Source organism: Pseudomonas sp. PB106 (assembly GCF_009764645.1).
GTDB lineage: Bacteria > Pseudomonadota > Gammaproteobacteria > Pseudomonadales > Pseudomonadaceae > Aquipseudomonas.
Genome location: NZ_RWIM01000047.1, coordinates 1 through 20,831 on the forward strand (window position 1 = coordinate 1; position 20,831 = coordinate 20,831).

A 20,831-nucleotide genomic window follows, 5' to 3' on the forward strand; every position below is an offset into this window, starting at 1 on the left:
GCTCCTACAGGGGATCGCATTTCAGTGTAGGAGCTGCCGAAGGCTGCGATCTTTTCGTTTTTGCATTTCAATCGCCCACAAAAAAGGCCGCTTTTTCACAAAAGCGGCCTGTCCGAAGTAATCAAAGACCGGCGAAAATCGGTTAAGTTCCGCATACAAAACAGGGACTTGCGAAATTGTATACAAGTCGTGTTATTCGTCGGATTTCGATTGTCACGCTTGTTACACAGCCTCAGGATCGGCGCCGTCATCCCTTTGAGGCTCCTCTATGAAGTTCTCCTCGATTCTCTTGTTGTCCCTTGGCCTGGTCAGTGGTTTTGCGTCTGCAGGCGGCACCACCGAAGCGGGTGTGGGCGGCGCATTGGGCGGGGTTCTTGGCTCGGTCGTCGGTCAGTCCTTAGGCGGCAATACAGGTTCCACCATCGGCGCAGCCTTGGGCGGCGCGGGTGGTAGTGCGGTCGGCGCCGACAAACGCAGCCGTGGCGAAGCCGCCATCGGCGGTGCGTTGGGCGCGGCCGGCGGTAACGTGGTTGGCCGCAGCATGGGCGGCACCACCGGCAGCCTGATCGGCTCCGCAGCAGGTGGCGGCGCCGGTGGCGCGCTGGGCAACTACATGGGCAACAAGAGCGATGATGACGATCGTCATTACGATCGCGGTCGTGACCGTCGCTACTATCGCGATGATCACCGTGGTCGCGGTCATGCCTATGGCCACCGCAAGCACCACAAGTACTATCGCCATCACTAAGGCGAGTGCTTGAATAAAAATCGCAGCCCGAGGGCTGCGATTTTTTTTGCCTGTTACACCACCAGGTATTCCAGTGCCTGCCGCAGTTCGGCAGGGATCGCCACCGGCTGATTGCTCGCCCGATCAACGAACACATGCACGAAGCGCCCCGCTGCGCAGGCCTCGCTTTCGCCGATCTTGAACACCGCCAGTTCGTATTGCACCGAACTGTTGCCCAGCTTGCCAACGCGCAGACCGATCTCGATCAGATCAGGAAAGGCAATCGAGGCAAAGTAATCACACGCCGAACTGACGACAAAACCCACCACGTCGCCGTCATGGATATCCAGACCACCGACCTGGATCAGGTAAGTGTTCACGGCCGTGTCGAAGAAGCTGTAATAGGTAACGTTGTTGACATGACCGTAGGCGTCATTGTCGTGCCAGCGCGTGGTGATGGGCTGGAAGTGTGGGTAGTCGGTGCGTTGATTCATGCGTGGCTCTCGTATTGTTCGCCCTCACGCTGACCGTGAGGACGACCACTATACCTGTGGGAGCGGGCTTGCCCGCGAAGGCGGAAGCACAAGCGCCAGATTACTCAGCGGTCAGCAAACCCCTTCCCCTGCGCCGCCAATTCACCAATCAACCGCGCCGGTTTCCACTGATCGCCCTGCCGGGTCTCCAGCGCTAACAGCCGCTGATGGATATCCGCCAGCCCTTGGCGATCCGCCCAAGCCATCGGCCCGCCCTTGTCCGCCGGGAAGCCGTAGCCATTCAGATAGACCAGATCAATGTCATGCGCCGACTCGGCAATGCCTTCCTGAAGGATTTTCGCGCCCTCGTTGACCAAGGCCAGCAGACAGCGCTCGAGAATCTCCTCAGGGCCGATCTCACGACGCTGGAAGCCCAAGCCCTCGCTGACCTGCAACACCAGCGCATCGACCTCAGGATCATGCCCGGCCTGACGACTGCCGGGCTCGTAATGGTAATAACCGTTGCCGGACTTCTGACCAAAGCGGCCCAGTTCGCACAAGCGATTATCCACCTGAACCTCTGGCGCCTCCTGGCCCTTGCCGGCCAGCTCGCGCGCACGCCATTCCAGATCGATGCCGACCACGTCGTACATGCGGAACGGTCCCATGGCAAAACCGAAGCTCTGCAACGCTGCATCGACCTGTTGTGGATAAGCACCCTCAAGCAACATCTTGCGCGCCTCCAGCACATACGGATGCAACATGCGGTTGCCGATAAAACCGTGGCAGTTGCCGGATACCACGCTGACCTTGCCCATGCGTTTGCCCAGCGCCAACGCCGCTTCCAGCGCAGCCGGAGAAGTCTGTGCCCCTCGAACGATTTCCAGCAGTTTCATGATGTGCGCCGGGCTGAAGAAATGCAGGCCAAGCACCTGAGCCGGACGCTTTGTCGCTGCGGCAATCGCATCGATATCCAGCGCCGAGGTGTTGCTCGCCAGCAATGCCTCAGGTTTGAGCAAGCCATCCAGCTCACGGAAAATCTTCTGCTTGAGCTCGAGATTCTCGTACACCGCCTCGATCACCAGATCAACATTGCGAATGGCCGCGTAGTCCGCCGCCGCACTGACCCGGGCAATGCGCGCATCGGCCTCGGCCTGATCAATCCGCCCCTGGCGCACGTTGTGCGCGTAGGTGTCGGCCACGGTGGCGAGTGCCTGTTCAAGCATCTGTGGATTGTTGTCCACCCATTGCACCGCAACGCCGGCATTGGCCAGGCACATGACAATGCCACGGCCCATGGTGCCCGCACCGATCACGGCAGCCTGCTGAATATCGAAGGATGTCTGGCTCATGTTGTTCTCTTGTTGGCGATCCGAAGACAGATCCCAACCATAGTCAGCCCGCCATGGTTTTTGAAGTTTATTACCGTGATGATCGACATTCAGCGGATGGATATCGCCTTCCCACACCAATTCTGTGTTCAGTCGAGCAGGTGGTTGTCCGCCCAGTGACGCACTTCGGCGTAAGGATATTCCTCCAATGCGGCATACCCGGAAATCGCCCGCGCCTTGAGCTTGGTAAAAAGCGGCACGCTGATCCCGCACAAAAATCGCGTCAGTCGCTCTGCGGTCGGAACACTGCCGGTGTGCTGCTCATGCCTGTGGATAAAATCGCCGCATAACGCCGCGAAGTTTTTATCCACAAGCGCCGGCAATTGCGGCGGAGCCGGCAACCGGGCGACATGCCCGTGACACACCGAACAATGCCCGCAATGCTCAGGCGCATTGTGATCGCCAAAATACTCGGCCAATCGATAACCCAGACATCGCTCGGTAGCGAACACCTCAAGCATCGCGTGAATCCGTGCGACCTCGGTCTGCTCATGGCGAGTGAAATAATCATGCAACTCGCCGCTCAAGACATCACTGTCAAAATCGCTGTGCAACACGCTGTAGACCTCAGTCATCTGCTTGCTCTCAAGCTCGACCCAGCCCTTCTCCTGAAAGTAATCCAGTGCCGTCACCACTCGGTTTCGCTCTGCCGAATACTGCGCGTACATCGCGTCGAAATTCACCGTGGCCCAGGTGCGCGCGCGGCTAGAGGTCTGGATGAGCGCCGCGACGAAATCCCTGCGCTCGCCCTCGAATCGCTCAAGTATTGCCTCGGGCTCCAGCAAGTATTTGAAACGGTATTCGGCGTAATACGCATAGCGCGGCGCAATCAAGCCGTGCAGTTCCAGTTGCACCAGCAATGTCTTCAGCGGCAACGAACGAATATTGCTTTGATCCGCCAGCGGCCCGAGCAAGAACTCCCACTGCCCTTCCGGCACCGAGGCTTTCAATTCGTCGAGCACATGGCGAATGCCTTCACGCTCCGGCGTGTCGCCGTAGACGAAGTTTTCCAGCACGTTGAGGCTGTCGCGATTGGCCAGCACCAGACAGTCCGACGACTGCCCGTCACGTCCGGCGCGACCGATTTCCTGACTGTAGTTTTCGATGGATTTGGGCAGGTCGAAGTGCACCACATTGCGGATGTCACTCTTGTCGATACCCATGCCAAAAGCGATGGTCGCGACGATGCAATTGGACTGCCCGGACATGAAGCGTTTCTGGATGGCCTCGCGCTTATCGTGGGGCAAACCCGCGTGATAAGCCTCGGCCTGAATACCGTTGCGTTCGAGGTGTTCGGCGATGTGTTCAGCGGTTTTCTGCAGGGTCACGTAGACAATGCTTGGCTGACCCGGACGCTCACTCATCCACGCCACCAGACGCCGGCGCTTGTCCGGACCGCGCACCGGTTCCACCAGCAGATTGAGGTTGGGCCGGTAGAAACCGGTGGTCACTACATCGTCAGGAGCGATGGCGAATTTGGCCTGCATGTCGGCGATGACTTTCGGCGTCGCCGTAGCGGTGAGCAGCAAGGTCTGCGGGATGTTGAACTGGCGCTGGTAGTCCGGCAATTTGAGGTAGTCGGGGCGGAAATTGTGGCCCCACTCCGAGATGCAGTGCGCCTCGTCCACCACCAGCAACGAGATCGGCACCTGCTGCAAAAAGTTGCGGAAGCGCTCGTTCTTCAAGCGCTCCACGGAAATCATCAGGATTTTCAGTTCACCCGAACGGGCGCGGGCCATCACGTCATTGGCATCATCGCGGCTCTGCGCCGAATCGATGCTGCCCGCCGAAATGCCGTGGCGTTGCAAAAACCCCAGTTGATCCTGCATCAGCGCCAGCAAAGGCGAGACCACCAGCGTCAGGTGCGGCAGCATCAGCGCCGACAGTTGATAGCAAAGGGACTTGCCGGAACCGGTGGGAAAAATCGCCGCCGCCGAGCGCCCGGCGAGCACCGCGCTGATCGCGGCCTCTTGTCCGGGACGAAACTGTGGATAACCAAAAACCTGTTCCAGGGTGTTGTGCATTCGCTGTCACTCCTTTGACTGCTGCCATGCCAACAGCCTAGCGGGCGATCGCAGCGAGTCGAGAAAAGGTCGGGGCCAAATCGATTCGGAATGATACAGCGGATCACGCACACCCTGTGGGCGCGAGCCTGGGCACGAAGAGGACAGTCACAACACCAAAATCAAGGATGCACCACCGCCACCCGCAACTGCTCGTTCAGCACCTGCTCATGCACACCCTGGCTTTTGCTCGCCCACAGCGCATGGGCAGGGCTGATATCGCCGGTGAACGCCGCCGCCAACTGACGCAGATCGGCAACATTGCGCACTCGCGGGCAAAACGGTTGCCCGTCACAGTCCAGGCTAGCGTTGCGGTAAGTTGTGAACAAACGGTCCCACAACCCCTCGCGAACTTGCCGAATCGACTTGAGCTGCACGTGCGGCACCCCCAGACGCTGTTTCAGATCCGACTCATCCAGCGCTTCACTGGACAGCAAGGCTTTACCGAACATCAATACTTCGGCGCGCGAGGCCGTGTCGAGATTCGCCTGACTGGTGAGCGCGTCCGGCCATCCCGTGCGCTCGAACTGGTTCAACACCAGCGTGCTGCCGGGCTCCGCTGCGATCGCCAAGCGGCACCCGCTGGCCCACAGCAATATCATCGAGGCCATTCGTAGCCAATGCATACCTAATTCCCTTTAAGCGCGTATCGGACGTTTGGAAACGTCCCACAGATTCTGGCGCGCACCATACAGAGGTTTGTCGAGAAACGCCTGATCTGGCTGTAGGAAATTTCTCATCTAAGGGTTTTGCCTTGAAAAGACCCTAAAAACGCGTAGGGCAAATGCCCGAACCCCGGAAAAACCCCTACGAACCCTGTCCATTTTGGCTGTCTTGTTGATCCGATCGACGTGCTTTTATAGTTGCCAGCGCGGCTGAACATTCGTATTCACAGCCCGAGTGCATTCGAAGGAAACGACTCATCATGATCAACCGTTATCGTCCGCTCAGGACTTGCTACAGCGAAAACCCTGTACTGTTCATCGACACGCAATCCAGCCATGACGACTTGCTTGACGCAGCCGAACAACGATTGCGCGCAGCCAGTGATCTACTGGAAACACTTTACTGTTTGTGCTTCAACCAAGCCGATGTGAAAGACATCCCCAATATCGTCAATATACTTCATCTACTGATGCAGGATGGTTGCGAACTACTGGAAGTTGCCAGATACAACAATCCCAAATAACCACCCATACAAATCAGGAAACAACAGAACTCTTTTTTATCCAGCCCACTGACACTAAGTTGTTTGCTCTTATATTTAACCAAGAGCAATACCATGACAATTTTAACTATTTTCTTTTGCGGCACCGGCTCCAACAAGTTCGACGCTAATCACACGAACTTTCATGACGGTGAATTGATTTCCACGCTGGCGGCCAATCATGCCGGTCGCGAGTTTGCCGAATGGATCGTCGTCGATGGCCCCGGCAGCGGCAACCTGCAGGCCGATGACCTGTTCACCAAGAGCAAGGAATATGGCCTTACCGGCACCCTGTTCGGCAAGGGCTGGGAAGAAAACGTGCAGCACGCCGTTAATGTCATCAAGGGCAAATGTGACTGGCAGCGCGAGCAACTGAGCGAAGCCGAATATAAACGCCTGAAGGCTGCTGGCATTCCCATCGACGATGTGAAAGTAGAAGGCTCGTGGTTCTGGCGTAAATACAACTACGGCGATCGCAGTATCACTCAACAAAAACTGCAGGAGCAAATAATCAAGACGTTCCGCAGCGGCGGCATTGTTCCAACTCAAGTTAATCTTGTAGGTTGGAGCCGGGGCGGCATAAGTTGTCACATGCTGGCCAATGCCCTGTTAAAAGATCAACAACTGAAGCATATACCGATCAACATATTCGCCCTCGACCCTGTGCCGGGAATTGGCAACTTTCAGGAAGAGCGCGTCAAGCTCGGTGCCAATGTCAAAGAATATGTGGGTTTTTACGCTCGCGACGAACGCTCCAAAGGCTTCAGCTGCGTCATCCCGCAAACCGCCACTGGCACCAAAACCTCCATCTATCCCATGGCCGGTCGTCACGCGACCATGGCGGGTAATGCCACTGCCGGCGGTGGTGCTCCGCTTAACACCGACGACCTGAAAAGACTGGTCGAGCCGGGGCTTATCGTCCGTCACTTCGCGGAAACCTGCCTGAAGCGCTGGGGCGTTCAACTGAACAGAACCTTGAACCTGACCGACGGTGATCTGAACCTCCTCACTGGCAATATTGCTCGCGAGGAAACGCTCTACAAATTGATGCAAGGCCAGTCCTACACCTACTTCACAGAACTGGACAAAGGCGAGCGCTCGGTTTCGCTGGGCAGCAAAGGCGTGCCGTTCTCGACGGTCAAGGGCACGATTTATCAGCCGGCAACAGGGCTGGCGACGAGCCTGCTGGATATTTCGGCGTATGCGCATTTGCGTTGAAAAGTGTTGATCAAGCAGTAGGAACGTCCGGCGAAATCTTCGTCCGGTTCCTACAGGAGCAGACGCTTTGTCGCCTATCGGCGCTTGAGGGTGTGAACCTATAGTTGTGGCTGTCGCTGCTAATCAGCGGCTCGGGCTTGGTCACCCGATTGGATCGTGTATACGCATGCGCTGTATGCTGCGGGCACTCAATTGCCTGCAGTTTATGGTGACTGTGTTTGGGACACCCTCGGGTGTGCCGGGTATGTGCACGATCCTCACCGGTTGACCAACCCGAACACAGTCGCCTCCTGTCGCTTGGTCACGATGTGGTGGCTTCACTTAGAAGCAATTGAGGATCGAACAAATGAAAACATGGAATCAATTCACCACCGATCGCTACCGCCCACTCGAATCCAACCTCACCGACACCAAACCCCTGATCATCGACACAAGCGCCAACCCCCAAGACATCCTCGAATGCGCCGTCCAGCGCCTGCGCGCTTCAAGCGACCTGCTTCGCACCCTCTACTGCCTCAACTTCAAACAAGCCGACGTCGAAGACATCCCCCACATCACCCACGCCCTTTATCTGCTGACGCAGGATGGCTGTGACCTGCTGCAGGTTGCGCAGCAGCAAATGCTCAATTGGAAGGCTCCAGCCTGAAACTGAGTGATCGTATCGCTCTTATGCACTCTGTGAGAGCGATCAAAAAACGGTAATCAAACTTGGGAGCAACCATGAGCAAATTCTTTGATGAGCTGATGGAAAGCGTGCGAGGAATGGACGAAATTCTGCGTGGTGAATGTGCACCATCGCGTATATCCAAGGCTGGCAAAATGATTCAAGAAAACCAACAGACTCTCGATGAACAGCCTCGCTTTAAGGATCGAAAATCCAGACCTATCACTCCACACGATTGCGCTACACTGGAGTCCTGCACCAAGAGGCCTATGAAATGAGCGAATTGACGTTCCAGCAGAAGCAGGCTTATTACGAGAAAGTACGCCGGTCAAACTATCTGGCGAGCTTACGTCTGGAAGGTTTCGATACCAGCCGTGCCGATGCCGAGAAACCGCTTCCATCAAGGGAATCGGTCATTGAAAAATATCGTCAGACTGCACGTTAATGACGGACAAATATGGGGTCGGACAAGACCCCTATTGCTACCCTCATAGTGATGTTCTGCGTAACTTGCTCGACATCCACTCTGAGGAAGAACTGCAAAAAGCAGAGCGAGAGCTCTCGGAAATCGCGATCAGTCGATTTCGTCTTCTCCCCCCTCCTTATGATTTAAGTGTCCTGCAGCACGCCCATAAAACTCTTTTTTGCGATGTTTACGATTGGGCCGGGCAGTTGCGCACCGTTAACATCAAAAAGGGACAAACATTTTTCTGTACTGCAGAGCGAATTCTTCCAAAAGCGCAAAAAATCTTTAGCGTGATGGAGCGCTCGGCGTGGTTCGCGGGAATGGGCAAACCAGAACTTGTGGTGAACATCGCTGAGGCTTATGGCGATTTGAATGTCATCCATCCTTTTCGCGAAGGTAATGGCCGAGCGCAACGCCTATTATTTGAACAAATCATTATTAACGCAGGCTTCCCAGTCGATTGGTGGCTCGTTGAAGATGACGCTTGGATCCGAGCAAACATTGATGCTGTGTCATGTGATTATCGGGGGCTAGTGGCGATCTTTGACCGCTGCATTGGCGAAAAGCTGGCTCTTTAAGTGGCAGTATTCTGGTAGTCAAGGCCATTTTCTGCGGGAATATTGCCAGTTAGTCTTGTTTTCGCCCACAAAAAAGCCGCCCCAAAGGGCGGCTTTTTCATTCGCTACAAACCAAGTCTTACAACTTAGGCCCAGCAGCCTTGATCGCGTCGCTTACTTCGAACTTCTTGAAGTTCTCGATGAACAGACCGGCCAGTGCTTTGGCAGCCTCGTCGTACGCAGCCTTGTCAGCCCAGGTGTTGCGTGGGTTGAGCAGGTTGGTTTCAACGCCCGGTACGGCCAGTGGCACGTCGAGGTTGATGGTGTCGAGGTGTTCGGTGGCAGCACCGATCAGCGCGCCGCTCTGGATCGCTGCGATCACCGCGCGGGTGGTCGGGATGTTGAAGCGTTTGCCGACGCCGTAGCCGCCGCCAGTCCAACCGGTGTTGACCAGGTAAACCTTGGAGCCGAAACCGCGGATGCGCTTGATCAGCAGCTCTGCGTATTCGCCAGCCGGACGCGGGAAGAATGGTGCGCCGAAGCAGGTAGAGAAGGTCGACTTGATGCCGCTGCCCGAACCCATTTCAGTCGAGCCCACCAGAGCGGTGTAGCCGGACAGGAAGTGGTAGGCCGCTTGTTCTTCGTTGAGGATCGACACTGGCGGCAGCACGCCGGTCAGGTCGCAGGTCAGGAAGATTACCGCGTTTGGCTCGCCGCCCAGGTTCTGCTCGGAACGCTTGGCAACGTGCTCCAGCGGGTAAGCCGCGCGGCTGTTCTGGGTCAGGCTGACATCGGCATAGTCGGCGTGCTTGGCGTCGTCGATGACAACGTTTTCCAGCACCGCACCGTGCTTGATGGCTTTCCAGATAACCGGCTCGTTCTTCTCGGAGAGGTCGATGCACTTGGCATAGCAACCGCCTTCGATGTTGAAGACAACGCCTTCGCCCCAGCCGTGTTCGTCGTCACCGATCAGGTAACGGCTTTCATCGGCCGACAGGGTGGTTTTACCGGTGCCCGACAGACCGAAGAACAGGGTCACGTCGCCTTCTTCGCCAATGTTGGCAGCGCAGTGCATTGGCAGCACGTCAGCGGCCGGCAGCAGGAAGTTCTGCACGGAGAACATGGCTTTCTTCATTTCACCGGCGTAACGCATGCCGGCGATCAGCACTTTTTTCTGTGCGAAGTTGAGGATCACGCAACCGTCGGAGTTGGTGCCGTCACGCTCTGGCACGCACTCGAAGTTGGCCACGTTGAGCACTTGCCACTCTTCACGACCGGCCGGGTTGTACTGGGCCGGGTTGATGAACAGGCAACGACCGAACAGATTCTGCCAGGCAGTCTGGGTGGTCATTTTCACGGCCAGGTAGTGATCTTCAGCTGCGCCTACATGCACGTGGGAAACGAAGTGCTCTTGCGCGTTGTTGAACGCCTCGACACGAGCCCACAGCGCGTCGAACTTGTCGGCCGGGAACTTGCGGTTGATCGGGCCCCAGGCGATAGCGGCTTGGGTGGAAGGCTCTTCAACGATGAAACGGTCAACTGGCGAACGACCGGTGCGGTGACCGGTGCGAACAACCAGAGCGCCGGTATCGGCAAGCTCGCCCTCACCGCGATTCAAGGCTTCTTTTACCAGATCATCGACACTCAGATCGGTGTACACGGCGTTATTGGCTTGCGTCATGAGATTCCCCGTCGGCCAGTGGCCGAGTGTGCTCCAAACGTTTTGTAGTAGAAAGTCGTGCACTACTACCGCGACAAAAAGTGGGCCGGATTATGCCAGAAACGCCCAAAAAGAGTAGGGCCCTCCCGTCGTAACGGCGTAATTGCGCGTTTGAGCAGTGAATTTACCTGCGCTGAACCGTTTTAGTGCCGGGTGTCGGATGGCGTGTCGACGCCTGCGCCGGCGAATAATTGAGCGATATCCGCTGCATCGAACAGGTAGCGCTCGTTGCAGAACTGGCAATCGATCTCGACGGTGCCACCCTGTTCGGCGACCAAGGCTTGCGCATCTTCCAGACCGAGACTGACCAGCGCATTGCCCGAGCGTTCCCGCGAGCAACTGCAACGGAAGCGCAGATTCTGCACATCGAACAGACGCACCTGCTCTTCGTGGTAGAGACGATGCAGCACGGTTTCGTTGTCCAGGCTGAGCAATTCATCGGCGCTCAGAGTGCTGGCCAGAGCGGTGATGTGCTGCCAGCTGGCGGCGCGATCTTCTTCGTCTTTCAGACGATCGGCGGGCAGTTGCTGCAGCAGCAGGCCACGGGCACGGCGACCGTCAGCGAACAGCTTGAAGCGGGTGCCGACCTGTTGCGACATGACGAAATAGTTGGTGAAGCAGTCGGACAGGGTTTCGCCGTCGAGGTCGACGATGCCTTGGTAACGCTGACCGACATTCGGGTCGACGGTCAGGGCCAGAACGCCGTTCGGCATCAGGTCGGCGAGGGTTGCGTCCGGGGCGATCTGCTCGGCGTGATAACGCGCCAGGCCACGGATCTCGCGATCGCTGGAGCACTCGATCATCAGCATCGGAATCGGGCCTTCGGAGCGCGCCTGCAAAATCAGCAAGCCGTCGAACTTCAGGGTGCCGACCAGCAACGAGGCGGCCGCCATCAATTCGCCCAGCAGTTGCGCCACTGGCTCCGGGTACGGGTGCTTGGCGAGGACTTCGGCGTAGCTGCGCTCAAGCGCCACCAGTTCGCCGCGGGTGTCGCTGTCATCGAAGATGAAGCGTTGGGTGAAATCGGTATCCGGTAGGTCGGTCATAGGTCTGGGTATCTGAATGTGGTGACAAAATGGTTACAAGACGTGAAAATTTGCGCTTCTTGGCACCCTTTTTGGTGCCGACTGCTCTGCCATGGGAGGCATTTTATGAACAATCCGGGTTTGTTCCAATCTAGGTGGAACCTCGGCCGGCTGGTTCTGTGCAACGTAGTGCCATTAGCGCTACTGGCTTTCTGGTTATGGCCTACGGGCAACTCGCTGTGTGTGATTTTCGACGAGTGGCTGTTCCGCTCGCTCAATGCACCACTGGCCAGCAACCCCATATGGCTCCACATCTGGGCAATTGCAAGTCTGCGTCCGTTCGACATTGTCGTCGGCTTGATTCTGCTGACGCTGCTGATCAAGGGCGACTGGGTGTTCAAGGCAATTGACGTGCGCCGGGCTTTTTTCGGTTTTCTGTCGATTCTGTTGTTGATGGTGGTGATTCGCGCGCTGTTTTCCAAGTTTGCCGACCACATGGACTGGCAGCACAGCAGCCCGTCGATGGTGCTGGAAGGCGCCGTACACCTCAGCGACTACTTTCCGAATCTGGAAAAAACCTGGGAGCTGAAGGATCGCTCGAGCCAGAGCTTTCCGGGTGACCATGCTTCGGTGCTGCTGATCTGGGCGCTGTTCATGGGCGTGTTCAGCCGCACGGTTGGGCAGTTTTTGACGGTGTGGGGCCTGGCTGTTCTGTTCATGCTGCCGCGGCTGGTGGCCGGTGCGCATTGGGGGCAGGACGATTACATCGGTGGTGTGCTGCTGGCGGTGTGGGCGTTGGGCTGGGGTTATTACACGCCGTTTGCTTATCACGCGGCTAATTTCTGGTTGAAAGTGACTGCGCCGATCTTCGCGTTGCTGGGCAAATTGCCGGTGGTGTCGCGGATGAGTGTGGTGCGTAGCGCCTGATACCGCGTAAAGCCTGGCGAGTGCTGCGCACTCGATTCGCGAGCAAGCTCGCTCCCACACTTGATCAAGTATCCACTGGAGGAACCGGATCTACTGTGGGAGCGAGCTTGCTCGCGAAGAGGCCAGCACCAATAACGCAAAACCGCCGCGCTTACTCGTCGTTGCTGCTGCCGCGAAACTTGAACAAATCCCGCCGCTGTTTCTTGCTGGGCTTGCCGTCGGTGCTCACGCCCAGCGCGCCCGCCTTGCGCATCGCCGCTGCTGCTTCACGCTTGGCGACACTCGCCTCGGTCTCGGCGTACAACGTCTGCGCCTCGGGTGCTCCGCGCCGCACAATCGACAATGCCTCGACCTTCACTGTACGCACTTCGAAACCCGTACGAATGTCGAATTCATCGCCAATGCGTGGCTCTTTGCCAGGCTTGCAGCGCTCGCCCCGACAATGCACCTTGCCGCTCTCGATCGCCGCTTTGGCCAACGCGCGGGTTTTGTAAAAACGCGCGGCCCACAGCCATTTGTCGAGACGGACCTTGTCGTCTTCTTCGCTTTTTTGTGCCATTTGAATTCCTCGCTCAGCCAGTAGTCGGAACTGTACTACCGTTTCTGGCGGGCGCAACAACCCGCCCCCCAGATAGACTGTGATCTTGGCCGGTTCATCGGCACGGAGAGATCGAGTGACAAAATTTCCATCTTCATTAACCTCGCCCAAGGCCGGTTGCCAGGGCTGCCAGCAAAGCGAGCCGCTGGGCTTCGACTTTGCCTTCGCGTATCAACCCATCGTCGACCTGCGCGACCAATCGGTTTTCGCCCACGAGGCGCTGGTTCGTGGTGTGGCCGGTGAAGGCGCCTTCACCGTGTTGGATCAGGTTACAGAAGAAAACCGCTACCGCTTCGACCAGCTCTGCCGGACCCGCGCCATCGAAGGCGCGGCCCATCTAAATATGCCGACACACTTGTCGATCAACTTCATGCCCAACGCCGTCTATCGTCCAGAGCTATGCATTCGCAGCACTCTGGAGGCGGCAAAAAAACACAATTTCCCGATTGACCGACTGATTTTCGAAACCCTGGAAAGCGAGCACGTAGATAACTATCGCCATTTGACCAATATTCTGCGTGAATACCGCGAATTCGGCTTCAAGACCGCCATCGACGATTTCGGTGCCGGTTATTCGGGGCTCAATCTGCTGGCTGATTTCCAACCGGACCTGATCAAACTCGACATGGCGCTGATCCGCGATGTCGATCAAGACCGTGTTCGTCAGGCGATCGTCCGGGGGATTGTCACAATCTGTGCGGAGTTGGACGTTACAGTCATTGCCGAAGGCATTGAGAGCGCCGGTGAACGGGACTTCCTGGCGGACTGTGGAATATTTCTGATGCAAGGCTACTGGTTCGCCAGACCTGCATTCAAAGCGTTGGCCCAGGTTTCACCTGAGGCCTGGAAGCGTTAATCGTTGGTTTTTCCTATTGAAGACATTTGACCATTTGACCGTTGTCGGTCTGCGCGAGTGGGTGGCGCTTCCGGATTTGGGAGTCGCCGGCCTGCGGGCGAAAATCGACACCGGGGCCAGTACCTCCAGCCTGCATGCCACTGACATCGAACCGTTCGAACGTGACGGTGAAAAGTGGGTGCGGTTCACCGCGCACCTCGGCACGGTGGTGCAGTTGCGTCACCGCCGCTGCGAAGCGCCGCTGGTAACCCGTAAAACCATCAAAAGCTCCAATGGTCATGCGCAGGTGCGCTACGTGATCAGCACCACCCTGGCCCTCGGTGATCGGGTCTGGCCGGTCGAGTTCACCCTCGCCTGCCGCAAGTCCATGCGTTATCGCCTGTTACTCGGTTCCAAAGCCCTGATCGATGGCCAGTTGGTGGTCAATCCGGGTATCAAATATGTACAAGACAAGCCGGTGTTCCCGGTATCTACCTCCTCCACAGGTGTTGCATGAAGATCGCTGTGCTGTCGCGGAACCCGCGTCTGTATTCCACCCGCCGTCTGGTCGAAGCCGGAACCGAGCGCGGGCATGAAATGGTAGTGATCGACACCCTGCGCGCCTACATGAACATCGCCAGCCACAAGCCGCAGATCCACTATCGCGGCAAACCGCTGGAAGGCTTCGATGCGGTGATTCCGCGGATCGGCGCGTCGGTGACGTTTTATGGCTGCGCGGTGTTGCGCCAGTTCGAAATGATGGGTGTGTTCCCGCTCAACGAGTCGGTGGCGATTGCCCGTTCGCGGGACAAATTGCGTTCGCTGCAACTGCTGTCGCGTCGCGGGATCGGTTTGCCGGTCACTGGATTTGCCCACTCGCCGGATGACATTCCCGATCTGATCGACATGGTCAACGGCGCGCCGCTGGTGATCAAAGTGCTGGAAGGCACCCAGGGCATCGGTGTGGTGCTGTGCGAAACCGCGACCGCCGCCGAGTCGGTGATCGAGGCGTTCATGGGCTTGAAGCAGAACATCATGGTTCAGGAATACATCAAGGAAGCGGGCGGCGCGGATATTCGTTGTTTCGTGGTCGGCGACAAAGTCATCGCGGCGATGAAGCGTCAGGCCAAACCGGGCGAATTCCGTTCCAACCTGCACCGTGGCGGCAGCGCCAGCCTGATCAAGATCACCCCGGAAGAACGCATGACCGCGCTGCGTGCGGCGAAGGTCATGGGATTGTCGGTGGCGGGCGTGGATATCCTGCGTTCCAATCACGGGCCACTGGTGATGGAAGTGAACTCGTCGCCGGGGCTCGAAGGGATTGAAACCACCACCGGCAAGAACGTGGCGGGGATCATCATCGAACATCTTGAGAAGAATGGCGGGCCGAATATGACCCGGACCAAGGGCAAGGGCTAAAAGCGAGAGCCCCTCACCCTAGCCCTCTCCCATAGGGAGAGGGGACTGATTGGGGGATGCTTTAGAGATACGCCGACCTGATCCTGCTGTGGCGAATCCACAATCGACCCAGTTTTTCAGGTCAATGCATGACGCGAGACACCTCGGTCGGCCCCCTCTCCCTCTGGGAGAGGGCTGGGGTGAGGGGCTTTTGATCTACACAGCGTCTCGCGGCAACATCAACCCCAGCGGCAAGCGCACCCGCGCCTCCAGCCCGCCACCGGCCCGATTGCGCAGTTCGACATTGCCGCCATGCATCGAGGCAATCCGCTTCACAATCGCCAGGCCCAAGCCAGTGCCCTTGCCACCGCGTGCACGATCGCCTCGGGTAAACGGGTTGAAAATCGCCTCAAGTTCCGAAGGATCAATTCCCGCCCCTCGGTCCATCACACTCAACACCACATACGGCGCGCTGACGTCACCGGACACATACGCCGCGACTTCAACGTGACCGCCGGCATGGTTCAAGGCGTTGCCAATCAGGTTGTTGAGCAGACGTTTCATCGATACCCGACGCAGCGGAAACGGCTGGATCGGCTCAAGGCGCAAGCGCACTTTCTCTTCGTTCTGGTTATACGGCGCCGCGACTTCACGCACCAGATCGCTGAGATCGACCTCTTCCACCGACTCGTCACGACCATCGCGAATGAACGCGAGGAACTGGTCGAGAATCGCGTCCATGTCTTCGATGTCGCGCACCATGTCGTCGGTCAGGTCATTGCGGTCGCCCATCAATTCCAGCGACAGCCGCAGACGGGTCAACGGTGTGCGCAAATCATGGGAAACCCCCGCCAGCATCAACTCACGCTCGCGTCCGGCCTGTTCGACGTCTTCGGCCATCTGGTTGAAGGCGCGATAAACCTCGGTCATTTCGCTCGGCGTATCGCTGATCGGCAGGCGCACGCTGCGGCCCTGGCCGAGTTGCCGGGCGGCATAGACCAGACGCTTCAAAGGCTGATTGAGCTGACTGACGAAGATCCACGCCGAGGCAGTCGAGAGCAAACCGATGGCGAGGAACCAGCCGAGCACGTTCCAGATTTTCTGGCCGCGCAACGGGTGCGGATACAACGGCACTTTCAGCCAGCCGTCACCGAGGCTTGGCGCACGCACCCACAACGCCGGCGGCGAGTGCATGCGCAAACGCACTTCGGTGTCGGCGCCCAGCTCCGCCTGCATCTGCCGCTGGTAGATTTCGCTGTACGGCCAATGCTGCTCGCCTTCCGGCACGCCGGCACCGACCACCCGAATCAGGGTCGCGGCATCAGCGATCTTCGCGCGGTTTTCTTCGTCGGCAGCCCAATAGGCGCGCAACGTCAGGGCGACGCCGTGGCTGTATTGACGATCCACCAGCACGTCCTCGTTCATCAACAGATAAACCAGGGTCAGCGCCTTGGAAAACAGCACGACGATGAGCACCAGCCAGAGGGTGCGGGAGAAAAAGCTTTGGGGGAACCAGACGGGGGTCTTCATGAATAACCGCTACACACTTGCAGGAGCGAGCAATGCTCGCATATTGCGGATTGCGAGTCTGCGGACCGGGTCATTCAACCCGGGCCCGACAGACCCGCTCCTACAAATCGCCGATCACTTGGTGGCGGCGCCATCCGGTACGAACACGTAGCCCACGCCCCAGACAGTCTGGATGTAGCGCGGCTTGGATGGATCAGGCTCGATCATCCGGCGCAGACGGGAAATCTGCACGTCGATGGAACGCTCGAGGGCATCCCACTCGCGGCCACGGGCCAGGTTCATCAGCTTGTCGCGGGTCAGTGGCTGACGCGCGTTCATCACCAGAGCCTTGAGTACCGCAAACTCACCGGTGGTGAGCATGTGCACTTCGTCGCCACGTTTCAGTTCGCGGGTGGCCAGCGACAATACGTAATCACCGAAGGTGACGTTTTCGTCTTCGCTGCCCGGCGCGCCTGGCACTGGTGCGGCCTGACGGCGCAATACCGCTTTGACCCGCGCCATCAGCTCGTCCGGGTTGAACGGCTTGGCCAGATAATCGTCGGCGCCCAGTTCCAGGCCCTTGATGCGGCTGATCTCATCGCCCTTGGCGGTGAGCATGATGATCGGGATCTGATTGTTCGCCGCACGCAGGCGGCGGCAAGCGGTCAGGCCGTCCTCACCCGGCAGCATCAGGTCGAGAACGACCAGATTGAACACTTCACGGGACAACAGTCGATCCATTTGTTCGGTGTTCGGAACGGTACGGGCGCGGTAGCCCTTGCTGACGAAAAACCGTTCCAGCAGGCTGCTCAGCCCCGGATCGTCGTCAACGATGAGAATTTTTTCGCCTTCAGCAGTTTGTGCAGTGCTGCTCATTGGATGCTCCTTTTAGCTCGGCGCGCATTATGGCGTAGCTGCCGTTATACGCACCGTGTGCATTGTTAGCAGATTTTTCCTTCACTGCCAGAAAACCGGGGTTTATGCCTACAGACTGCAACGCCCCCGAATGACAGAACGCTGGTTATAATGCGCGGCGTTTTGTGCCAGGCAACGTCTGAATCGTTACCGCAGGTGGCCGGGATTTTTTCCGGGCCTGCGCAGTAATTGTTCGATTTAACGGGTCAATGGTCTGCCTTTCGACCCAGGCAGCGGCAATTTTCTAGCCGCTCAACCAGACTCCGGGCCTTTATTTGCGTGCCTGTGAGCCTGCTTTCACAATATGTCAGGTGGTTTTATGGACAGCATCAACAGCCGCATTGCCGAGGAACTCGGTGTACGCCCACAACAGGTCGAAGCGGCCGTCGCGCTACTCGATGAAGGCTCAACCGTTCCCTTCATCGCCCGTTACCGGAAAGAAGTCACCGGCAGCCTCGATGACACCCAGTTGCGTCATCTGGAAGAGCGCCTGCGCTACCTGCGAGAACTCGACGAACGGCGCATCAGCATCCTCGCCAGCATCGAAGAGCAAGGCAAACTCACCCCTGCTCTCGAGCGCGATATCAAGCTCGCCGACACCAAGACCCGCCTCGAAGACTTGTACCTGCCGTACAAGCAGAAGCGCCGCACCAAGGGCCAGATTGCCCTGGAAGCCGGCCTCGGCGACCTCGCGGATGGTCTGTTCAACGACCCGAACCTGGCCCCGGAAACCGAAGCCGCGCGCTTCGTCGACGCCGAGAAAGGCGTGGCCGATGTGAAAGCTGCGCTGGAAGGCGCGAAATACATCCTCATGGAACGCTTCGCGGAAGACGCCAGCCTGCTGGAAAAACTGCGTAACTACCTGAAACAGGAAGCCACCCTCAGTGCCCGCGTCATCGCTGGCAAGGAAGAAGAAGGCGCCAAGTTCCGCGACTACTTCGAACACGACGAACCACTGAAAAGCATGCCGTCGCACCGTGCGCTGGCCATTTTCCGTGGCCGCAACGAAGGCATCCTCAGCTCCGCGCTGAAAGTCGGCGACGAACTGCCGGGCACCATGCACCCGTGCGAAGGCATGATCGGCCAGCAATTCAACATCCAGAACCAGAACCGCCCGGCCGATAAATGGCTCGGCGAAGTGGTGCGCTGGACGTGGAAGGTCAAGCTCTATACGCACCTGGAAACCGACCTGCTCGGCGAACTGCGCGACGGCGCCGAAACCGAAGCGATCAACGTCTTCGCCCACAACCTGCACGACTTGCTGCTGGCCGCCCCGGCCGGCCCGCGCGCCACCCTCGGTCTCGACCCGGGCCTGCGTACCGGCTGCAAGGTTGCCGTGGTCGACTCGACCGGCAAGATGCTCGACCACGCCACGGTTTACCCGCACGTGCCGCACAACAAGTGGGATCAGACCATCGCGATTCTGGCCGCCTTGTGCGCCAAGCACTCGGTTGACCTGATCGCCATCGGCAACGGCACCGCCAGCCGTGAAACCGACAAACTGGCAATCGAGCTGATCAAAAAATACCCAGCCATGAAGATGACCAAGGTCATGGTGTCCGAGGCCGGCGCTTCGGTGTACTCGGCGTCGGAACTGGCCGCCAAGGAATTCCCGGATCTGGACGTGTCGATCCGTGGCGCGGTATCGATTGCCCGCCGTCTCCAGGATCCACTGGCAGAACTGGTGAAAATCGATCCGAAATCCATCGGTGTCGGCCAGTACCAGCACGACGTTTCGCAGCTGAAACTGGCGCGCGGTCTGGACGCTGTGGTCGAGGATTGCGTGAACGCCGTTGGCGTTGATGTGAACACTGCATCCGTAGCGCTGCTGGCCCGCATCTCCGGCCTCAACGCGACCCTGGCGCAAAACATCGTTGCTCACCGCGACGAACATGGCGCGTTCAAAACCCGAGCAGCACTGAAGAAAGTCGCGCGTCTGGGCGAAAAAACCTTCGAACAGGCGGCCGGTTTCTTGCGCGTGATGAACGGCGACAACCCGCTGGATTCGTCGGCCGTTCACCCGGAGGCCTATCCGCTGGTGCAGCGTATCGCCGCTGAAACCGACCGCGACATCCGCTCGCTGATCGGCGACGCAAGCTTCCTCAAGCGTCTGGATCCGAAGAAATTCACCGACGAGACTTTCGGTCTGCCAACCGTCACCGACATCATCCAGGAACTGGAAAAACCGGGCCGCGACCCGCGTCCAGAGTTCAAGACTGCGGAGTTCCAGGAAGGTGTCGAAGACCTGAAAGACCTGCAACTGGGGATGATCCTCGAAGGCGTCGTCACCAACGTGACCGCGTTCGGTGCCTTCGTCGACATCGGCGTGCATCAGGATGGTCTGGTGCACATCTCGGCGCTGTCGGAGAAATTCATCAAGGATCCGCGTGAAGCGGTGAAGGCCGGCGACGTGGTGAAGGTGAAGGTCATGGAAGTCGACATCCCGCGCAAACGCGTCGGCCTGTCGATGCGCATGGGCGACACCCCGGGCGAGAAAATCGACGGTGCCCGTGGCTCGCGTCCGGGCTCGGCGCAGCGCCAGCCGTCGAACAATGCACCGCGCAAGGAAACTGCCACCGCCGCACCGGTGAACAATGCGATGGCCTCGCTGTTCGCCAACGCCAAGCAGTTGAAGAAACGCTGATGGACATTCCGGCCGGGCTCGTCGAGAGCGCGTTTTTCAAGCTGTTGGGCTGCCGCCTGCACAGCCTGGAAACCGGGGTGGCGCAAGTCGCCCTGGTGCTGGAACCCGAACTGCGTAATCGCGGCGGCAAATTGCACGGTGGCGCGCTGTTCAGTCTGGTCGATATCGCCATGGGGCTGGCCTGTTCCAGCACCCACGGTTTCGATCAGCAGAGCGCGACCATCGAGTGCAAGATCAACTATATCCGCGCCGTTTCCGACGGCGAGGTCATGTGCACGGCGCGGGTCATCCACCCGGGCCGCCGCACTCTCGTGGTCGAAGCCGACGTGATGCAGGGCGACAAACTGGTCGCAAAAGCACAAGGCACGTTCGCTGTCCTGTAGCTAGACGCCATCAATTTGAGTTAATTTCGGCGCAATGAATCCTGTAGGAGCTGCCGCAGGCTGCGATCTTTTGATTTTGTTTTGTAATAGCAAGATCAAAAGATCGCAGCC

Annotated in this window: 22 protein-coding genes; 13 read left to right on the forward strand and 9 right to left on the reverse strand. The window is 58.2% G+C overall.

Annotated elements, in window-relative coordinates; translation table 11 throughout:
* Positions 1–268 precede the first annotated feature (268 nt).
* Positions 269–748 (forward strand): glycine zipper domain-containing protein, encoded by a 480-nt coding sequence (locus EJA71_RS06210; protein WP_064388970.1) that lies wholly within the window; start codon positions 269–271, stop codon positions 746–748.
* A gap of 53 nt (positions 749–801) precedes the next feature.
* Here EJA71_RS06210 and EJA71_RS06215 read toward each other — a convergent pair whose 3' ends face one another.
* The 4 genes from EJA71_RS06215 to EJA71_RS06230 form a co-directional block, all read right to left on the reverse strand.
* Positions 802–1,221 (reverse strand): thioesterase family protein, encoded by a 420-nt coding sequence (locus tag EJA71_RS06215; RefSeq protein ID WP_158955223.1) that lies wholly within the window; start codon positions 1,219–1,221, stop codon positions 802–804.
* A 104-nt stretch (positions 1,222–1,325) separates the two neighbouring features.
* Positions 1,326–2,552 (reverse strand): 3-hydroxyacyl-CoA dehydrogenase, encoded by a 1,227-nt coding sequence (locus EJA71_RS06220; protein ID WP_158955225.1) that lies wholly within the window; start codon positions 2,550–2,552, stop codon positions 1,326–1,328.
* 128 nt (positions 2,553–2,680) lie between these two features.
* A complete protein-coding gene (locus tag EJA71_RS06225; RefSeq protein WP_158955227.1) occupies positions 2,681–4,615 on the reverse strand; it encodes an ATP-dependent DNA helicase RecQ in 1,935 nt (644 codons plus the stop codon).
* A 161-nt stretch (positions 4,616–4,776) separates the two neighbouring features.
* Positions 4,777–5,280: a polysaccharide deacetylase gene (locus EJA71_RS06230; protein WP_158955229.1), complete on the reverse strand. Its 504-nt coding sequence runs from the start codon at positions 5,278–5,280 to the stop codon at positions 4,777–4,779.
* Positions 5,281–5,579: 299 nt separating this feature from the next.
* Here EJA71_RS06230 and EJA71_RS06235 point away from each other — a divergent pair, with 299 nt between their 5' ends.
* The 6 genes from EJA71_RS06235 to EJA71_RS06260 all read left to right on the forward strand — a co-directional run bounded on the left by EJA71_RS06235 (position 5,580) and on the right by EJA71_RS06260 (position 8,787).
* Positions 5,580–5,843 (forward strand): hypothetical protein, encoded by a 264-nt coding sequence (locus EJA71_RS06235; RefSeq protein ID WP_158955231.1) that lies wholly within the window; start codon positions 5,580–5,582, stop codon positions 5,841–5,843.
* A gap of 93 nt (positions 5,844–5,936) precedes the next feature.
* Entirely contained in the window at positions 5,937–7,079 is a 1,143-nt protein-coding gene (locus EJA71_RS06240) for a hypothetical protein (RefSeq protein ID WP_158955232.1), read from the forward strand.
* Between the two features lie 346 nt (positions 7,080–7,425).
* Entirely contained in the window at positions 7,426–7,725 is a 300-nt protein-coding gene (locus EJA71_RS06245) for a hypothetical protein (protein ID WP_158955234.1), read from the forward strand.
* Between the two features lie 74 nt (positions 7,726–7,799).
* On the forward strand, positions 7,800–8,021 hold the full coding sequence (locus EJA71_RS27750) for a hypothetical protein (RefSeq protein WP_256671490.1): 222 nt from the start codon (positions 7,800–7,802) through the stop codon (positions 8,019–8,021).
* Positions 8,018–8,188, forward strand: a complete 171-nt coding sequence (locus EJA71_RS06255) for a YhfG family protein (RefSeq protein ID WP_123592937.1) — start codon at positions 8,018–8,020, stop codon at positions 8,186–8,188. Before EJA71_RS27750 ends, EJA71_RS06255 begins: the two co-directional genes overlap by 4 nt.
* Positions 8,188–8,787, forward strand: a complete 600-nt coding sequence (locus tag EJA71_RS06260) for a Fic family protein (protein WP_158955236.1) — start codon at positions 8,188–8,190, stop codon at positions 8,785–8,787. Before EJA71_RS06255 ends, EJA71_RS06260 begins: the two co-directional genes overlap by 1 nt.
* Before the next feature lie 118 nt (positions 8,788–8,905).
* Here the strand turns inward: EJA71_RS06260 and EJA71_RS06265 are convergent, their stop codons facing one another.
* Together EJA71_RS06265 and hslO are read right to left on the reverse strand one after the other, a co-directional pair.
* A complete protein-coding gene (locus EJA71_RS06265) occupies positions 8,906–10,447 on the reverse strand; it encodes a phosphoenolpyruvate carboxykinase (RefSeq protein ID WP_008080486.1) in 1,542 nt (513 codons plus the stop codon).
* A 182-nt stretch (positions 10,448–10,629) separates the two neighbouring features.
* Positions 10,630–11,532 carry an Hsp33 family molecular chaperone HslO gene (gene hslO, locus EJA71_RS06270; protein WP_158955238.1) on the reverse strand — a complete coding sequence of 301 codons (903 nt, stop codon included), beginning with the start codon at positions 11,530–11,532 and terminating at the stop codon, positions 10,630–10,632.
* Positions 11,533–11,637: 105 nt separating this feature from the next.
* On the opposite strand from hslO, the gene EJA71_RS06275 reads away from it, so the two are divergent.
* Entirely contained in the window at positions 11,638–12,438 is an 801-nt protein-coding gene (locus EJA71_RS06275; protein ID WP_158955240.1) for a phosphatase PAP2 family protein, read from the forward strand.
* Positions 12,439–12,589: 151 nt separating this feature from the next.
* Here the strand turns inward: EJA71_RS06275 and EJA71_RS06280 are convergent, their stop codons facing one another.
* Positions 12,590–12,997 (reverse strand): RNA-binding S4 domain-containing protein, encoded by a 408-nt coding sequence (locus tag EJA71_RS06280; RefSeq protein ID WP_158955242.1) that lies wholly within the window; start codon positions 12,995–12,997, stop codon positions 12,590–12,592.
* Positions 12,998–13,112: 115 nt separating this feature from the next.
* Here EJA71_RS06280 and EJA71_RS06285 point away from each other — a divergent pair, with 115 nt between their 5' ends.
* From EJA71_RS06285 to rimK, 3 genes are read left to right on the forward strand one after another with little or no spacing between them, the layout of a single operon-like run.
* Positions 13,113–13,892 carry an EAL domain-containing protein gene (locus tag EJA71_RS06285; RefSeq protein ID WP_158955250.1) on the forward strand — a complete coding sequence of 260 codons (780 nt, stop codon included), beginning with the start codon at positions 13,113–13,115 and terminating at the stop codon, positions 13,890–13,892.
* A gap of 34 nt (positions 13,893–13,926) precedes the next feature.
* Positions 13,927–14,388, forward strand: a complete 462-nt coding sequence (locus EJA71_RS06290; RefSeq protein ID WP_171057267.1) for an ATP-dependent zinc protease — start codon at positions 13,927–13,929, stop codon at positions 14,386–14,388.
* Positions 14,385–15,290 (forward strand): 30S ribosomal protein S6--L-glutamate ligase, encoded by a 906-nt coding sequence (rimK, locus tag EJA71_RS06295; protein WP_007952690.1) that lies wholly within the window; start codon positions 14,385–14,387, stop codon positions 15,288–15,290. Before EJA71_RS06290 ends, rimK begins: the two co-directional genes overlap by 4 nt.
* Before the next feature lie 195 nt (positions 15,291–15,485).
* Here the strand turns inward: rimK and EJA71_RS06300 are convergent, their stop codons facing one another.
* A complete protein-coding gene (locus EJA71_RS06300) occupies positions 15,486–16,799 on the reverse strand; it encodes an ATP-binding protein (RefSeq protein ID WP_158955244.1) in 1,314 nt (437 codons plus the stop codon).
* 114 nt (positions 16,800–16,913) lie between these two features.
* On the reverse strand, positions 16,914–17,654 hold the full coding sequence (gene ompR, locus EJA71_RS06305) for a two-component system response regulator OmpR (RefSeq protein WP_008080479.1): 741 nt from the start codon (positions 17,652–17,654) through the stop codon (positions 16,914–16,916).
* A gap of 358 nt (positions 17,655–18,012) precedes the next feature.
* Here ompR and EJA71_RS06310 point away from each other — a divergent pair, with 358 nt between their 5' ends.
* Both EJA71_RS06310 and EJA71_RS06315 read left to right on the forward strand, forming a co-directional pair.
* Positions 18,013–20,337 carry a Tex family protein gene (locus EJA71_RS06310; RefSeq protein ID WP_158955246.1) on the forward strand — a complete coding sequence of 775 codons (2,325 nt, stop codon included), beginning with the start codon at positions 18,013–18,015 and terminating at the stop codon, positions 20,335–20,337.
* Entirely contained in the window at positions 20,337–20,720 is a 384-nt protein-coding gene (locus tag EJA71_RS06315; RefSeq protein ID WP_158955248.1) for a PaaI family thioesterase, read from the forward strand. Before EJA71_RS06310 ends, EJA71_RS06315 begins: the two co-directional genes overlap by 1 nt.
* The last annotated feature ends 111 nt before the right edge of the window (positions 20,721–20,831 follow it).

Coding starts and splice junctions, on each gene's coding strand:
- EJA71_RS06210 (WP_064388970.1), top strand. CDS start 269: ATGAAGTTCTCCTCGATTCTCTTGTTGTCCCTTGGCCTGGTCAGTGGT.
- EJA71_RS06215 (WP_158955223.1), bottom strand. CDS start 1,221: ATGAATCAACGCACCGACTACCCACACTTCCAGCCCATCACCACGCGC.
- EJA71_RS06220 (WP_158955225.1), bottom strand. CDS start 2,552: ATGAGCCAGACATCCTTCGATATTCAGCAGGCTGCCGTGATCGGTGCG.
- EJA71_RS06225 (WP_158955227.1), bottom strand. CDS start 4,615: ATGCACAACACCCTGGAACAGGTTTTTGGTTATCCACAGTTTCGTCCC.
- EJA71_RS06230 (WP_158955229.1), bottom strand. CDS start 5,280: ATGCATTGGCTACGAATGGCCTCGATGATATTGCTGTGGGCCAGCGGG.
- EJA71_RS06235 (WP_158955231.1), top strand. CDS start 5,580: ATGATCAACCGTTATCGTCCGCTCAGGACTTGCTACAGCGAAAACCCT.
- EJA71_RS06240 (WP_158955232.1), top strand. CDS start 5,937: ATGACAATTTTAACTATTTTCTTTTGCGGCACCGGCTCCAACAAGTTC.
- EJA71_RS06245 (WP_158955234.1), top strand. CDS start 7,426: ATGAAAACATGGAATCAATTCACCACCGATCGCTACCGCCCACTCGAA.
- EJA71_RS27750 (WP_256671490.1), top strand. CDS start 7,800: ATGAGCAAATTCTTTGATGAGCTGATGGAAAGCGTGCGAGGAATGGAC.
- EJA71_RS06255 (WP_123592937.1), top strand. CDS start 8,018: ATGAGCGAATTGACGTTCCAGCAGAAGCAGGCTTATTACGAGAAAGTA.
- EJA71_RS06260 (WP_158955236.1), top strand. CDS start 8,188: ATGACGGACAAATATGGGGTCGGACAAGACCCCTATTGCTACCCTCAT.
- EJA71_RS06265 (WP_008080486.1), bottom strand. CDS start 10,447: ATGACGCAAGCCAATAACGCCGTGTACACCGATCTGAGTGTCGATGAT.
- hslO (WP_158955238.1), bottom strand. CDS start 11,532: ATGACCGACCTACCGGATACCGATTTCACCCAACGCTTCATCTTCGAT.
- EJA71_RS06275 (WP_158955240.1), top strand. CDS start 11,638: ATGAACAATCCGGGTTTGTTCCAATCTAGGTGGAACCTCGGCCGGCTG.
- EJA71_RS06280 (WP_158955242.1), bottom strand. CDS start 12,997: ATGGCACAAAAAAGCGAAGAAGACGACAAGGTCCGTCTCGACAAATGG.
- rimK (WP_007952690.1), top strand. CDS start 14,385: ATGAAGATCGCTGTGCTGTCGCGGAACCCGCGTCTGTATTCCACCCGC.
- EJA71_RS06300 (WP_158955244.1), bottom strand. CDS start 16,799: ATGAAGACCCCCGTCTGGTTCCCCCAAAGCTTTTTCTCCCGCACCCTC.
- ompR (WP_008080479.1), bottom strand. CDS start 17,654: ATGAGCAGCACTGCACAAACTGCTGAAGGCGAAAAAATTCTCATCGTT.
- EJA71_RS06310 (WP_158955246.1), top strand. CDS start 18,013: ATGGACAGCATCAACAGCCGCATTGCCGAGGAACTCGGTGTACGCCCA.
- EJA71_RS06315 (WP_158955248.1), top strand. CDS start 20,337: ATGGACATTCCGGCCGGGCTCGTCGAGAGCGCGTTTTTCAAGCTGTTG.